The organism is Frankia sp. QA3 (assembly GCF_000262465.1).
GTDB lineage: Bacteria > Actinomycetota > Actinomycetes > Frankiales > Frankiaceae > Frankia.
The window spans coordinates 394,615-408,831 of sequence record NZ_CM001489.1; the positions used below are offsets into that span (position 1 = coordinate 394,615).

At 73.7% G+C, this 14,217-nt stretch carries 12 protein-coding genes; 3 read left to right on the forward strand and 9 right to left on the reverse strand.

Going from position 1 to position 14,217, the window contains the following annotated elements; translation table 11 throughout:
- Positions 1 to 98 precede the first annotated feature (98 nt).
- Positions 99 to 1,766 carry a serine/threonine-protein kinase gene (locus FRAQA3DRAFT_RS01595; protein ID WP_009399450.1) on the forward strand — a complete coding sequence of 556 codons (1,668 nt, stop codon included), beginning with the start codon at positions 99 to 101 and terminating at the stop codon, positions 1,764 to 1,766.
- A 194-nt stretch (positions 1,767 to 1,960) separates the two neighbouring features.
- Positions 1,961 to 2,350: an SHOCT domain-containing protein gene (locus FRAQA3DRAFT_RS01600; RefSeq protein ID WP_009399451.1), complete on the forward strand. Its 390-nt coding sequence runs from the start codon at positions 1,961 to 1,963 to the stop codon at positions 2,348 to 2,350.
- Between the two features lie 180 nt (positions 2,351 to 2,530).
- On the opposite strand, the gene pgl is transcribed toward FRAQA3DRAFT_RS01600, so the two are convergent.
- The 4 genes from pgl to tal form a co-directional block, all read right to left on the reverse strand.
- Positions 2,531 to 3,328, reverse strand: a complete 798-nt coding sequence (gene pgl / locus FRAQA3DRAFT_RS01605) for a 6-phosphogluconolactonase (protein ID WP_009399452.1) — start codon at positions 3,326 to 3,328, stop codon at positions 2,531 to 2,533.
- Complete coding sequence (locus FRAQA3DRAFT_RS01610; protein ID WP_009399453.1) at positions 3,325 to 4,473, reverse strand: glucose-6-phosphate dehydrogenase assembly protein OpcA; 1,149 nt, start codon at positions 4,471 to 4,473, stop codon at positions 3,325 to 3,327. The genes pgl and FRAQA3DRAFT_RS01610 overlap by 4 nt, the downstream gene beginning before the upstream one ends.
- A 109-nt stretch (positions 4,474 to 4,582) precedes the next feature.
- A complete protein-coding gene (zwf, locus tag FRAQA3DRAFT_RS01615) occupies positions 4,583 to 6,115 on the reverse strand; it encodes a glucose-6-phosphate dehydrogenase (protein WP_009399454.1) in 1,533 nt (510 codons plus the stop codon).
- Positions 6,116 to 6,269: 154 nt separating this feature from the next.
- The gene (gene tal, locus FRAQA3DRAFT_RS01620; protein WP_009399455.1) at positions 6,270 to 7,385 is read right to left on the reverse strand and encodes a transaldolase; all 1,116 of its coding nucleotides are present in this window, start codon (positions 7,383 to 7,385) and stop codon (positions 6,270 to 6,272) included.
- 1,196 nt (positions 7,386 to 8,581) lie between these two features.
- Between tal and FRAQA3DRAFT_RS01625 the strand changes: the two genes are divergently transcribed.
- Positions 8,582 to 9,451 (forward strand): heme o synthase, encoded by an 870-nt coding sequence (locus FRAQA3DRAFT_RS01625; protein ID WP_085950062.1) that lies wholly within the window; start codon positions 8,582 to 8,584, stop codon positions 9,449 to 9,451.
- Positions 9,452 to 9,487: 36 nt separating this feature from the next.
- Here FRAQA3DRAFT_RS01625 and FRAQA3DRAFT_RS31130 read toward each other — a convergent pair whose 3' ends face one another.
- The 5 genes from FRAQA3DRAFT_RS31130 to FRAQA3DRAFT_RS01650 all read right to left on the reverse strand — a co-directional run bounded on the left by FRAQA3DRAFT_RS31130 (position 9,488) and on the right by FRAQA3DRAFT_RS01650 (position 14,061).
- The gene (locus tag FRAQA3DRAFT_RS31130) at positions 9,488 to 9,787 is read right to left on the reverse strand and encodes a hypothetical protein (protein WP_232292076.1); all 300 of its coding nucleotides are present in this window, start codon (positions 9,785 to 9,787) and stop codon (positions 9,488 to 9,490) included.
- Between the two features lie 348 nt (positions 9,788 to 10,135).
- Entirely contained in the window at positions 10,136 to 10,567 is a 432-nt protein-coding gene (locus FRAQA3DRAFT_RS01635; RefSeq protein WP_009399457.1) for a PPOX class F420-dependent oxidoreductase, read from the reverse strand.
- 296 nt (positions 10,568 to 10,863) lie between these two features.
- Positions 10,864 to 11,970, reverse strand: coding sequence for a heme A synthase (locus FRAQA3DRAFT_RS01640; RefSeq protein ID WP_051054094.1), 1,107 nt, complete (start codon positions 11,968 to 11,970; stop codon positions 10,864 to 10,866).
- Between the two features lie 145 nt (positions 11,971 to 12,115).
- Positions 12,116 to 12,961 carry an ABC transporter permease gene (locus FRAQA3DRAFT_RS01645; RefSeq protein ID WP_009399459.1) on the reverse strand — a complete coding sequence of 282 codons (846 nt, stop codon included), beginning with the start codon at positions 12,959 to 12,961 and terminating at the stop codon, positions 12,116 to 12,118.
- Positions 12,958 to 14,061 (reverse strand): ABC transporter ATP-binding protein, encoded by a 1,104-nt coding sequence (locus FRAQA3DRAFT_RS01650; RefSeq protein ID WP_009399460.1) that lies wholly within the window; start codon positions 14,059 to 14,061, stop codon positions 12,958 to 12,960. The genes FRAQA3DRAFT_RS01645 and FRAQA3DRAFT_RS01650 overlap by 4 nt, the downstream gene beginning before the upstream one ends.
- Between the last annotated feature and the right edge of the window lie 156 nt (positions 14,062 to 14,217).

The following is a 14,217-nucleotide window of genomic DNA, read 5'->3' on the forward strand; positions in this document are numbered from 1 at the left end:
CCCGGGGCTGGGCAGGCGGGCCGCGGCCGGTGCCCGTCGCGGGTGCGCGGGCCGCGCCCGGCCGGCCCGGCCGGGCCCACCGCCGAGGATGATGCGCCGTGACAGTGGATGACGTCGGCGCCGGTCGGCTCGTCGCGGGGCGCTACCGGCTGGCCGAGTGGCTGGGCGCCGGGGGGATGGGCACCGTCTGGCGGGCGCACGACGAGGTGCTGCGAGTCGACGTCGCGGTCAAGGAGATCCGGTTCCCGGCCGACCTCGACGACGCCGAGCGGGCCGGCCAGGTCGACACGGCGATGCGGGAGGCCCGCAACGCCGCCCGGCTGCGGGGCAACCCGCACGTCGTGACCGTCCACGACGCCGTCGAGCAGGACGGCCTGCCGTGGATCGTGATGGACTACGTGCCCGCCGCCACCCTCGCCGCCACCATCGAGCGGCAGGGCCCGCTGCCGGTGGAGCGCGCGGCCCGGGTGGGCCTCGCCGTCCTCGACGCTCTCGTCGCCGGCAAGCGGCTCGGCGTGCTGCACCGCGACGTCAAGCCGTCCAACATCCTGCTGGCGCACGACGGCCGGGTGCTGCTCACCGACTTCGGCATCGCCACCCATGTCTCCGACCCGACGCTGACCGGCGGTCTCGGCAGCGGCGGGACCCCCGCCTACATGGCCCCCGAGCGGCTGCTCGGCGGCGCGGCGACCCTGGCCGGCGACCTGTTCGCACTCGGCGCCACCCTGTACCTCGCCGTCGAGGGCGTCTCCCCGTTCCAACGGGAGAGCCTGCCGCTGACGGTCGGCGCGGTGGTGCACGCCGAACCGCCGCCGTTCACCCGCGCCGGCCCGCTGGCCCCGGCGATCGTCGGCCTGCTGGCCAAGAGCCCGGCCAGCCGGCTGCGCCCGGACGGCGCGCACGCGCTGCTCACCTGGGCGTTGTCGCCCCCCGCCGCCGTCGCCCCCGCGTCGGCGCACCCGTCGGCGCACCCGTCGGCGCACCCGTCGGCTGGTACACGCGGCCGGCGGGCGGGTGGTCCGTCCGGAGGGGGCGGGTCCGCGGCGCCGGTGTCGCTGATGGCCCTGCCGCCGCAGGGTTCCCCGGCGGGCCCGCCGCCGACGGTGCGGCCGTCGACCGGGGCCCCGGCGCAGCGCGGGCGATCAACCGTCGAGGCGTCCGGCCGCGGGCCGTCGGCGTCGGCCGAGGTGGCGTCGGCGCGGCGGCCCCCGGTCGGTGGGGCGCCGGCGTGGACAGGGCCGAGTCGGGTGGGGCGGGCCCGGCGGCCGGCTGGCCTCGCGCTCGCCGCGCTGGCGCTGGTCGCGGCCGTGGCGGGCGGGATCCTTCTGCTCACCAGTGGTGGCGGTGTCGGCGGCGACACCCGCCCGTCGCGGTCGGCCGCGCCCGCCGCGGCCGACGGGGACGACTCGGCGCGGCCGGGGACCGGTGACGACCTGCCCGCCGGCATGGTCGGGCGCTGGCGGGGCACGGTCGCGCAGGGCGAAGCCTCGTATCCGGCCGAGCTGAGGCTGCGCGCCGGCCGGGTGGGCGAGACCGTCGGCAGCAACTGGAACACGCGTGACGGCTGCGGGGCCGACCTGGAACTGCTCGCCGTCGACGGCACCAAAGCCCGGTTCGCCGAACGGCTCGTCGCGGGCGGCCTGGTGTGTAGCGCGAACGCCATCGACGTCCTCGTGCTGCGCAACGACGGCACCCTCGACTACGACTACCCGGCGTCCCTGTTCACCTCCGGCGGGCATGCGGTGCTGCGCCGCGTGCCCGGGTGAGGCCGCTCCCGGCGCGATCACCACGAGCACCCACGGGGGCCGTGGCGGGAATCGGGATTCCACCCCCGGCGGGTGACCGTCGGCGACGTCGGGGCGGCCGTGGGCGGGTATGACCCGGGTCTCGGCCCGCAGGCCGCGCGGACCGGTGACGGTGCCGCAGGGCCGGGGCGACGGTGCGAACTGGAGGTACCGCGGTGGATCCCGACTTCCCGCTGCTGAGCGTGTTTCTCTACATGGTCTGGTTCTTCGCCCTCGTCCTGTGGCTGTTCCTGCTGTTCGCGGTGATCACCGACGTGTTCCGCAGTCCGGACCTGTCCGGCTGGGCGAAGGCGGCCTGGACCGCGGCGATCGTCGTGCTGCCCTGGCTCGGCGTGATCGCCTACCTGATCGTCCGCGGGGGCAGCATGCACGAGCGCAGCCGTGCCGCCGCGGATCGTGACGAGCGGGCGTGGCGTGAGTACCTCCAGCGGGCCGCCGCCCCGGCGAGCAGCGCCGACGAGCTCGGCAAGCTCGCGGACCTGCGCGATCAGGGCGTCATCAGCGACGCCGAGTTCGAACGCGGCAAGACCCGGATCCTCGCCTGAGCGGCGCGCCTAGGACCACCCGGCCGCCGGCGGATCCGCGCGAAACCGCGGATCCGCCTGCCGGACCGAGGATCCGCCTGCCTGGACGACGAGGGTGACTCGGGCAGTTCGGGTCGGGGTCCGGTCCGGTTCGGTTCGGGTCGGGTCGGGGGTCCGGGTCGGGGGTCCGGGTCGGGGGTCTCAGCCGCGGGCCGGTAGCCGGGAGGCGGCCGCCCGGTCGACCAGCCAGAGGGTGCGCTCGCGGCCGACGGCACCGGTTGCCGGGACCTCGATCGGCCCGACCCCGGAGAACGACGCGGCCACCGCCTCGGCCTTCTCCTCACCCGCGACGATCACCCACACCTCGCGGGCGGACTGGATCGTCGGCAGCGTCAGGGAGATGCGCTCCGGCGGCGGCTTCGGGCAGTCGTGCACGGCCACCACCGGCTCCGTCGCCACGACCGCCGGCGAGTGCGGGAACAGCGACGCGACGTGCCCCTCCGGGCCGAGACCGAGCAGCACCACGTCGAACACGCCGACCGCCGCGCCCGGCGCGGCGCGGCTGGCGAGCAGGGCCGCGTACTCCGCCGCGGCGGACTCCGGGTCGGCGTAGCCGGACGCCGCAGCGGTGCCCTCGACGTCCCCGCCGGCCGTCTGGGCCGCGCGGTGGCCCATCGGGAACACCCGCTTCGGGTCCACCGGGACGTGGTCGAGCAGCGCCTCGCGTGCCTGCCGGTCGTTGCGGTCGGGCGAGTCCGCGGGGACGAACCGTTCGTCGCCCCACCAGACGTCGACCTTGGACCAGTCGACCGCGTCGACCGCGGGGCTCGCCCGGACCGCGCGCAGCAGCGCGATGCCGATGCCGCCGCCGGTGAGGACGACCGACGCCTCGCCGCGGGCCGCCTGCCCGTCGATCAGACGGGTGATCAGCCGGGCGGCGGCGGCGCGGGCGAGCACGCCGGCGTCACGGTGCGGGACGAGCTGCGGCTCGGCTGTCATGCGCCGCCGGCCTTCGACGTGTCCGTCGCGGCGGACCCGGGTCCGGTCGGAGCGGCTGCCGGCCGATCCGACCGGGCGGTGGAACCCGACAGGCCGACGGGCGGGGTGCTCCCGGCGGAGGACGTCGCCCCGGCCTGGGGGGCACTGCCCGACGGCGGGACCGTGCTGGCGACCGTCACGGACTTGTCCATCGGGTCGCGCCAGATGTGCTCGCGGTGCGGCGAGCGGGCGCCGAGATGCGGCAGGCCGCTCCAGGTGCCCAGCGCCTCCCCGAAGACCTCGTCGTCGTCGAGCCGGCGCAACTCCTCGGCGAGCAGTTCGCCGACGCCGCGGCTCGGCAGCGGGAGGACCCGGTCCGGGTAGCCGGAGCGGGAGATCTTCGCCGTGCGGGAGTCGGTCCGGGCGATCGCGAGCTCGGACCCGCCGAGGGAGACGGTCACCTTCGTGATGTCGGGGCGGGTCCCGATCTCCTCGACGGTGACCGGGATGTCGAGCTTGTTCTGCAGCCAGCCGGCGAACAGCTGGGCGCTCGGATTGGCGCGCCCGGTTGTGATCACTGCCGAGTCGGGCTGGTCGCTGACGGTGTCGAACGCCGCGGCGAGCAGGGTCCGCCAGGGCGTCAGTCGGGTCCACGACAGGTCCGTGTCGCCGGGGGCGAAGTCCGCCGCCCGCTGGAACAGCGCGGACAGCGGGTCGGGGGTGGCGGTGACGTCGGTGACCCGCCGGTCGGCGAAGACGCCGAGCGGATCATAGGCGATCCGGGTCGGCGGCTCATCGTGCCACCAGGTGACCACCGGGGCGTCCGGGGCGAGCAGCGGCAGCACGACCGACTCGGCGTGCAGCGCCAGGCGCCCGGACATCCGCATGACGACCGCCTCACCCGGGCCGAGCCGGCCGCCGATCGAGACCTCGGCGTCCAGCCGCGGGTGCGGCGACTCGATCTGCCGGCGCACGACGATGAGCAGCCGGCACGGGTGGGCGGAGGCGGCGAGCGTCGCCGCGCCCTCCGCCTCGCTGACGTGCTTCTCGTCGACGACGACGACGAGGGTGAGCGCCAGGCCGAAGGCCAGCGCCCCGGCCGCCCGCCGCTCGGCGGAGAGGGCCTTGACCACCTCAGAACCGGTGGTGTCCCAGAGTGTGGTCACGAGGGGCTCCTATCCGTCCGCGGGAGTGGGCCGGCTGCGGGCGTCGAGCCTCGGCCGACGGGAGGGTTCACGCCGTGGTACCCGGCTGGGTGCCGGCGGGCGGGCGCGCTCATGGCCGCCGCCACCGGCGGCCGTCCGCGGCGAGCATCTCGTCGGCCGCCGCCGGGCCCCAGCTACCGGCCCGGTAGCGGTGCGGGGTCGTGTTCGCCCAGTACTCCTCCAGCGGGTCGACGATGCGCCAGGACTCCTCGACCTCGGCGTTGTTCGGGAACAGCGTCGCGTCGCCGAGCAGCACGTCGAGGATGAGCCGCTCGTAGGCCTCGGGGAGCGCCTCGGTGAACGCCTCGCCGAACAGGAAGTCCATCGCGACGTCGCGGACCTCCATCGCCGAGCCCGGCACCTTCGAGCCGAACTTCATGGTGACGCCCTCGTCGGGCTGCACCCGGATGACGAGCTGGTTGTTGCCGAGCTCGGCGGTGTCGGTCTGGTCGAAGGGCAGGTGCGGCGCCTTCTTGAACACGATCGCGATCTCGGTGACCCGCCGTGGCAACCGCTTGCCGGTCCGCAGGTAGAACGGCACCCCGGCCCAGCGGCGGGTCTCGATGCCCAGGCGCACCGCGGCGAACGTCTCCGTCCGGGAATCCGGCGGGATGTCCTTCTCGTCGAGATAGCCGGGAACCCTTTCCCCGGCGAGCCAACCCTGCTCGTACTGGCCGCGCACGGCGTAGCGGGCGAGGTCGGTGGGCAGCGAGACCGCACGCAGCACCTTGAGCTTCTCGGTGCGGATCGTCTCCGCGCCGAAGCTGACCGGCTCCTCCATCGCGGTGAGGGCGAGCAGCTGGAGCAGGTGGTTCTGGAGCACGTCGCGGGCGGCGCCGGTCTCGTCGTAGAAGCCGGCGCGGGTGCCGATGCCGACGTCCTCGGCCATGGTGATCTGCACCGAGTCGACGAACTGCGAGTTCCAGATCGGCTCGAACAGGTTGTTCGCGAACCGCAGCGCGAACAGGTTCTGAACCGTCTCCTTACCCAGGTAATGGTCGATCCGGTAGACCCCGGACGGCGTGAACACGTCGTCGACGAGGGCGTTGAGCTCGCGGGCCGAGACGAGATCGTGCCCGAACGGCTTCTCGATGACGACGCGGCGCCAGCCGCCCGCCTCCTGCGCGGAGGCCAGGTTCGTGCGCTGCATCTGCTTGAGCACTACCGGGAACGCCGAGGGCGGGATGGACAGGTAGAACGCGGCGTTGCCCCCGATGCCGTGCGTGCGCTCCAGGTCCTCCAGCGTCGAGGCGAGCCGGTCGAAGGCGGCGTCGTCGTCGAAGGAGCCCTGCAGGAAGCGGATGGAGCCGGCCAGCCGGTCCCACACCTCCTCCCGGAACGGGGTGCGCGCTCCCTTCTCGGCGGACTCCCGGGCGAACTCGACGAATTCCGCGTCCGACCAGTCCCTGCGCGCGAAGCCGAGCAGCACGAAACCGGGCGGCAGCAACCCGCGGTCGAACAGGTCATAGACGGCGGGAATCAGCTTCTTGCGGGCCAGGTCGCCGGTCGCGCCGAACACCACGAGGGCGCTCGCGTCCGGCAGCCGGGGCAGTCTGCGGTCACGTGGATCCCGCAGCGGGTTGGATCTCACCGTGGGCGCCACCCGTTCCCCCTTCGTTCTCGCTTCGGTCTACCCGAGGTTGTTTCACCTGGGACCGCCGCCTGTCCATGACGGACGTTGAGACGATCACCACGGCTCCGGTCCGGCCCGGTCGCCCGGCCGATCGGGGTCATGCTCACGACGCGGCGCGTCCCGGCTAGCTGCTCGAACCGGACCTGCCGAGCTGCTGCGCGATGGTGCCGAGCAGTTGGTTCCACGACTCCTCGAACTTCTGCACGCCCTGGGCCTCCAGGGTCTCGATCACGTCGTCCAGGTCCACGCCGACCGAGGCCAGTGCGGCGAACACCTGGCGGGCGTCGTCGTAGTACGGGTGGATGGTGTCCCCGCGGACCTGGCCGTGGTCGGCGAACGCCTGCAGGGTCGCCTCGGGCATGGTGTTGACGGTGCCGGGCGCGACCAGCTCGGAGACGTAGATCGTGTCCGGCAGGGACGGGTCCTTCGTCGAGGTCGACGCCCACAGGGGCCGCTGCGGCTTCGCGCCCTTCGCGGCCAGCGCCTTCCACCGGGGGGTGGCGAACGCCTTCTCGTAACGCTCGTAGGCCAACCGGGCATTGGCGATGGCGGTCTTGGCGTGCAGCGCCTTCGCCTCCGGCGTGCCGATCTTGTCCAGTCGCGCGTCGACCTCGGAGTCGACCCGGCTGACGAAGAACGACGCCACCGAGGTCAGGTCGCTGACGTCCCGGCCGGCGTCGATCGCCTTCTCGACCCCCGCCATGAACGCGTCGATGACGGCGTCGTAGCGGTCCAGGCCGAAGATCAGCGTGACGTTCACGCTGATGCCCTGGGCCAGGGTCTGCGTGATAGCGGGCAGTCCACCGAGGGTGGCCGGGATCTTGATGAACAGGTTGGGCCGGTCCACCAGCCACCACAGCGCGCGAGCCTCGGCGACGGTGCGCTCGGTCTCGTGGGCCAGGCGGGGGTCGACCTCCAGGGACACCCGCCCGTCGATCCCGCCGGAGGCGTCGTAGACACCGCGCAGCACGTCGCAGGCGTCGCGGACGTCGGCGGCGGTGATCGCGCGTACCGCCTCGCCGACGTCGACGCCGCGGACCTTCAGGTCATGCAGCTGCTCGTTGTACAGATCGCTGGACGCGATCGCCTTCTGGAAGATCGTCGGGTTGCTGGTGACGCCGACGACGCTGCGGTTCGCGACCAGATCGGCGAGGTTGCCGGTGCGCAGCCGGTCCCGGCTGATGTCGTCCAGCCAGACCGCCACTCCGGCGGCTGAGAGCTCGGACAGGGAGTTGCTCATCGGGCTTTGGTTCCTCTCCGCGGGCGGTGAACGTCCACAACAAATCAAGCCGTTCTCGGTGCCGGTGATGCCCGTCCTCGGGCATCGATCCGGTGTGCCGCCGGACCGGCGCGCAGCGGGCGGCGCCCTCCGACGGAGCCGGCTCCACCATGACGCCCGCCGGGTGCACCCCTGTGGGCACTACCCCGTCGCACCGGCTCCATCCCAGTCTGATCCCCATCTGTTCGTCTCCGTGACGCGCGGGTGGCGGTTGGAAGAACAGCCGGCGCGAACTGGCGGGACGGCACCCGTGAGACACACCACGCCAGGCACCGACCGCGGGGGTGACGACCTCGTCCGGCGGCCCGGACGGCCGGGGGCGCGGGCGGCGACGTGAGCCAGGCCGCACCGGCAGTTGTCCGGTCCGGGCGCGGCCGCCGCGCGTGCGCCGCGATCCGGCGGCTAGACTCCGACACGTCGTAGAACACCGTCCGCTCCGTCCCCGGGGCTCCGTACAGTGCGGGTCGTCCGCCGATTCCGCCGATCGCGAGGTCGCTCTGTCTACCGAGGCCGCCCTTCGTCGCCGGCACGTCACCACACGCGGACCGGTGCGGTCGGGCACCTCCACGTCGGTGATCGCCGGACCCACGCTCCAGCCTGCCCTGGACCATGTCCCGGCCCAGGGTGCCCCCGACCCCGCGCCCGCCCCGCGCCCGGAGGCCGAGCCCGCACCGACCGAGGTCGCCACGCTGTCCCACGGGACCGCGACGTCCAACGGCACCGCGATCTCGCACGGGACCGCGATCTCCAACGGGGTCGCGAAGCCCAACGGGACCGGGTTCTCGAACGGGGTCGCGATCTCGAACGGGACCGCGAAGTCCAACGGCACGGCGGTCTCGCGCGCGACGGTGCCCCCGGCCGGCGCCGTCATGTCGAACGTGACGGTGATCCCCCACGGGTCCACGGCCGCAGGCGGCACGTCCGTCTCTAACGGCACGTCCGTCTCGAACGGCACGTCCGTCTCTAACGGCACGTCCGTCTCGAACGGGACCGCCCGGTCCAACGGCCCCGCTTCCCCCAGGGCGGCGCACGGCGCCGTCTCCGTTGGTGCGGCGTCGAACGGGACGGTGGTGCTCGGCGCGTCGAACGGCACGGTGGCCGCCTACGCGACGCCCGCCGCCGGTCCGGTGCCGCCCGCCGCAGGTGGGCTCGCCGCGGTGAACGCGAAGATCCGCGCCTACATCGCGCTCATGAAGCTGCGTGTGGTCGAGCTGCTGCTCATCACCACCGTGCCGGTGATGATGCTCGCGGACCGGGGGATGCCCTCGATCTGGCTGATCGTCGTGACCCTCGTCGCCGGCACCCTGGCGGCCGGCAGCGCCAACACGATCAACTGCTACGTCGACCGGGACATCGACCAGGTCATGGGCCGCACCAAGCGCCGCCCGCTGGTCCGTGCCACCGTCACCCCGACCGAGGCGCTCACCTTCGGCATCGCCATCGGCATCGTCTCGACGCTGATGTTCGGCCTGCTGGTGAACTGGCCGTCGGCGCTGCTGGCAGACGGCGCGATCGCGTTCTACGTCTTCGTCTACACCCTCGGGCTCAAGCGCCGTACCCCGTCGAACATCGTCATCGGCGGCGCGGCCGGCTGCTTCCCGGTGCTCATCGGGTGGTCCGCGGTCACCGGCACCGTCAGCTGGTCCGCGGTGCTGCTGTTCGCCGTCGTGTTCTTCTGGACCCCGCCGCACTTCTGGGCGCTGGCGATGAAGTTCCGCGACGACTACGCCGCCGCCGGCATCCCGATGCTGCCGGTCGTCGCCCCCGTCGAGGTGGTGACCCGGCGGATCCTCGGCTACTCGTACGCGATGGTGGCCGCGTCGCTCGCGCTGGTCCCGGTCGCCCACACCGGGCCGGTGTACCTCGTGTCCGCGGTGGTCGTCGGCGCCTGGTTCCTCGCCGAGGCGCACCGCATCGACCGCCGGACCCGCCGCGGCGACGATCCCCGCCCCATGCGTCTGTTCCACATGTCGATCACCTATCTGACCCTGCTGTTCGTGGCCATCGCGGTCACCGCCGTCGTCTGACCCGAGCCTGACCAGGGTGAGTCCTTCTCCCCGAGCTCAGCTCGGGGAGAAGGACTCGGAGCCGATGACCCGGATGAGGTCGAGGGCAGCCCGGCCGGGGGAGCCGGGCGCGGCCGTGTGAATGATCAGGCGTTGGTCGCGTTCGGGGATGGGCAGCGACTCGCAGTCGACGTCGAACACCCCGACCTGCGGGTGGTACAGGCGCCTGGTCGTGCTGCGCCGCACCCGGACCTCGTGCGCCCGCCACAGCCGGTCGAACTCGTCGCTGGCCGCGGACAGCCGGCGAACCAGTCGGCGCACCCCCGGATCGTGCGGGTAGCGGGCGGCGGCGCGCAGGTCCGCGAGCGCCTCCCGGCGAAAGCACTCCCTCGACCGTGGGTCGTGAGGCGCCCTCGGGCGGTTCTACGGTGAAGCTGCTCAGCGCCGTGAGGACCTGCCGGCACGGATGCGGCCCGCGGGCCTGCTCCAGCCGGATGTACCTGCTCCAGCCGGATGTACCTGCTCCAGCCGGAGTAGCCGGAGTAATAGTCCACCGAGATGCCGGCCAGCCAGGCCACCTCCTCGCGGCGCAGGCCGGGCAGGAAGTCCGCGAGTTCGGTCCGATCCACACCGACCGTCCTTGCGCCCGGACCGCGCCGGCCTGGGAGGGACCATCGAGCCCACGTTCGGTGCCGGGGAGCGCTGTCAGCTGATCTTGTCTCCGTACACGTGGTCGACCGTCATCGTCATGAGCACCCTGCGGTCGGACACCATCACCGACCGGTACTCGTCCCAGTCCGGATGCTCCCCGGCGGCGATGCGGTAGTAGTCCACCAGTGCCTGCACCTCGGGACCGTGGAGGTCCGTCCCCGGCCCGGTGAGTGTCGCCGTGCCCTCGGCGGTGGCCCACGCCCCGCCGTCGGGGCTGGTGACCTCCAGCGTGGCTCGTGGGTCCCGACGCAGATTCGCCGTCTTGGCCCGTCCCTCAGTCATCGAAACGTAGATGACACCGGCCTCACGGTCGAAGAAGGGCAGAACGGGGGAAAGCTGGGGACGGCCGTCCGACTTGATCGTGGCAAGGACACCGAGTCGACTCTCCGCGAGCAGCGCGCGTGGGTCGAAGGGCGTGATGGTCATGTCCGAGGCCAACCCGCGGCCAAACGCCGCCTATTCCTGGCCACGCAAGGCCGCCGACCGGTCCTAGACGAATACGTCTCATCGGCTGTCGGAACTGTCATCATCGTGATCACCGGGCCGGGGGTGTCGTCGATCATCGGACCCGGGCATCGTCCCACCCGCCACCGACGGAAAACCGCCACGAACCACCAGACCGGATCGCCTCCGCATCTGCCGCACCAGCCCGGAGCCCTCCGGCCGTATCGCGGGAGCGAGGGCCCTCCTGGGCCGGCCACGTCCACGGCGCGGTCCTCCGGTCAGGGACGGGGCGCGCCCAGGGCCAGGGGGACGGCCGCCGGGGCGGGCAAGGCCGGCGCCCCGGGGGTGGGCGTCGCGTCCGGCGCCGGGGCGTCGCTCGTGGGAACGCCCGCTGCCGGAGTCTCCGTCCCTGGGATAGGCGTTGCCGGGGCGGCGGTGGTCGCCGCGGTCGCGGCGTCGGCTGTGAGGGCCGGGCGGGTGACCATGGCGAGCCACAGGCGCAGCGCGACGACCCACATCACGGTGGCGCCGGTCATGTGCAGGGCGACGAGGACGGACGGGATGCCGAGGAAGTACTGAGCGAACCCGAGGCCGGCCTGCGCGACGACGACGGCGACCAGGACGAGCGATTCGCGCCGGGCCGCCGCGGGGGCGGCGGTGACGCGCACCGCGAACGCCATCGCCGCGACCAGGCCGGTCAGCAGCATCGCGCCGTCGGCGTGCAGCTGGGAGACGTTGACGATGTCGAAGCCGAACCTGGCGGGGTGCTCGCTGTCGCCGCTGTGCGGGCCGGTCCCGGTCACCACCGTGCCGAGGACGAGGACCCCCGCCGAGACGACGACGAGCAGCCGGGCCAGCCACAGCAGCGCGGGGGCGACCGCCGGGGTCACCTGGCCGGCACCCTGGCGGGCGCGGCGGTCGAGGACGACCGCGTTCCACAGCAGCACCATGGACAGCAGGAAGTGGGCGGCGACGGTGGCCGGGTGCAGCTTCGTCAGGACGGTGATCCCGCCCAGCACCGCCTGGCCGAGGTAGCCCAGCCAGAGCCCGAACGACAGCCGGGTCAGATCGCGGCGCCGCCCGCCGCGCAGCCGCAGCGCCATCAGCGGGGTGATGAGCACCACCGCGCCGACGACCAGGCCGACGAGCCGGTTGCCGAACTCGATCGCGCCGTGCAGGGCGTACTCGGAGTGCGGCGTGAACGAGCCGTCGCCGCACTGCGGCCAGGTCGGGCAGCCCAGGCCGGAGCCGCTGAGCCGGACGACTCCGCCGCTGACCACGATCAGGGACAGCAGGAAGACGTTGAGCGCGGTGACGAGCTGGAACGCGCGCCGGCTCACCAGCGGCAATCTCCGACGCGTTGTAGAAGCTGGCACGGGTGCCATAGTAACGCCCGGTGCGCCCCCGACTGGCCGGTCGGACGCCGTCCGGCCCGGTCGGGTCATTCGCGGCGGTCGGGTCATTCGCGGCGGTCGGGTCGTGCGCGGCGGTCGGGTCGTGCGCGGCGGTCGGGTCGTGCGCGGCGGCCGGTCATTCCCAGCGGAAGGTGCGGGCGGCCAGGCCCAGGCTCACCACGGCCCACACCGCGAGCACGACCAGGTTGCGGACCCCGGGGCCGGAACCGTCGGCGAGGACGTCGCGCAGCCCGTCGGACAGCGCCGCGGTGGGCAGCACCTCGGCGATCGCCCGCAGCCAGTCGGGCAGCTTCGACAGGGGGAAGACCACCCCGCCGATCAACAGCAGCGCCAGGTAGACGCCGTTGGCGGCGGCGAGCGTCGCCTCGGCGCGCAGGGTGCCGGCCATGAGCAGGCCGAGCCCAGAGAAGGCCGCGGTGCCGAGCACCAGCAGCGCCAGCACCGACGGCACGGCGGCCGCTGCGCCGCCCGGATCCCAGCCCAGCGCGAAGCCGACCGCGATCAGCAGGACGAGCTGGATGACCTCGACGGCGAGCACCGCCGCGGTCTTGCCCGCGAGCAGGATCGAGCGGGGTAGCGGCGTCGCCCCGAGCCGTTTGAGCACCCCGTAGGAGCGTTCGAAACCGGTGGCGATCGCCTGGCCGGTGAACGCGGTCGACATCACCGCGAGCGCCAGCACCCCGGGGACGAGGAAGTCGACCGACTTCTCGGTGTCGCTCGGCAGCACGTCCACGGCGGTGAAGAAGGCGAGCAGGCCGACCGGGATGATCATGGTCAGCAGTACGGACTCGCCGCGGCGCAGGGTGAGGATCAGTTCGAGCCGGGTCTGCGCGGCGAACATCCGGGCGCGGGAGGCGGCCGCCGGCGCCGGGCGCAGGTCGAGCAGGCCGGCGCCGCCGCGGCCACCGGCTGGTCCCCGGGCGCCTGGGCCGGACGCGCCGACAGCGTCGGTGGCGGTCATGCGCCCAGCTCCGAACCGGTCAGCTCCACGAAGACGTCCTCCAGCGTTCGTTGCTCGACCCGGAGATCCTCCGCGAGCACGCCGTTGCCGGCGCACCAGGCGGTCACCGCGGCGAGCAGCTGCGGGTCGACCGTGCCCTGGACCAGGTAGTGCCCGACCGGCCCCTCGTGGGCGGTGGTGCCGTCCGGCAGCGCGAGCAGCAGCTTGCCGAGCTCCAGCCCGGTGGGGGCACGGAAGCGCAGCTGCCCCTCGGCGCCGCCGCGGGTGAGCTCCGCGGGCGAGCCGACGGCCACGACCCGACCGCGGTTGATGATGATCACCTGGTCGGCGAGGCGCTCGGCCTCGTCCATCGCGTGGGTGGTGAGCACGACGGTGACGCCGGCCGTGCGCAGCTCCTCGATCAGCTCCCAGGTGGTGCGCCGGCCCGCGACGTCCAGCCCGGCCGTCGGCTCGTCGAGGAACACCAGCTCGGGGCGGCCGACCACGGCCATCGCCAGTGACAGCCGCTGCTGCTGGCCGCCGGACAGGCGGCGGAACGGGGTGCCGGCGGACTCGGTCAGGCCGAGCCGGTCCAGCAGCGCCGCGGGATCGAGCGGGTTGCGGTGGTGCGCGGCGACCAGGCGCAGCATCTCCCCGGCCCGGGCGCCCGGGTACATCCCGCCGGACTGGAGCATCACGCCGACGCGGGGGCGCAGGGCGACCGCGTCCGCGATCGGGTCACGGCCCAGGATGCGGACCTCGCCCCCGTCGGCCCGGCGGAAGCCCTCGCAGATCTCCACCGTCGTCGTCTTCCCGGCGCCGTTGGGGCCCAGCATCGCCGTCACCGAGCCGACCGGGACGCTCAGCGACAGGCCGTCGACCGCACGTATCCGGCCATCGGGGGAGGCGGCCCGCCCTGCGGGTACCGCGAGCGTGGCGGGCATCGTCGAGACCTCGGTGAACGGAGCGGGCCGGATACCCGCAGCGGCGGGGCCGCGCCGGCCACGTCGACCGGGGCCCCGGGAGCCCTCGGCGCGGGCGGGCCCGGACCGGGAGGGAACGGACCGCGCGGAGTAGGTCTTCACGAGGCCCGTGACGCTGACTGCCAGGATCTCGGCCACCTGGCGATCCTACGGATCCGACCGGGGGGGAGGGGGGGCGGATCCCCGCCGCCTCGGAGCCGCCCGCCGGTCGGGCGTCGCGTCGAGCGCCGCCCGACCCGACCACGTTCCCCCCAACGGCCCCCCCAACGCCCCCCCCAACAGCCTCAGCGCCCG

Bases quoted from the DNA above. Each gene is read 5' to 3' on its own strand.
- tal (WP_009399455.1), bottom strand. From the start codon at position 7,385: ATGAGCAACTCCCTGTCCGAGCTCTCAGCCGCCGGAGTGGCGGTCTGG.
- FRAQA3DRAFT_RS01645 (WP_009399459.1), bottom strand. From the start codon at position 12,961: ATGACCGCCACCGACGCTGTCGGCGCGTCCGGCCCAGGCGCCCGGGGA.
- FRAQA3DRAFT_RS01640 (WP_051054094.1), bottom strand. From the start codon at position 11,970: ATGGCACCCGTGCCAGCTTCTACAACGCGTCGGAGATTGCCGCTGGTG.
- FRAQA3DRAFT_RS01635 (WP_009399457.1), bottom strand. From the start codon at position 10,567: ATGACCATCACGCCCTTCGACCCACGCGCGCTGCTCGCGGAGAGTCGA.
- pgl (WP_009399452.1), bottom strand. From the start codon at position 3,328: ATGACAGCCGAGCCGCAGCTCGTCCCGCACCGTGACGCCGGCGTGCTC.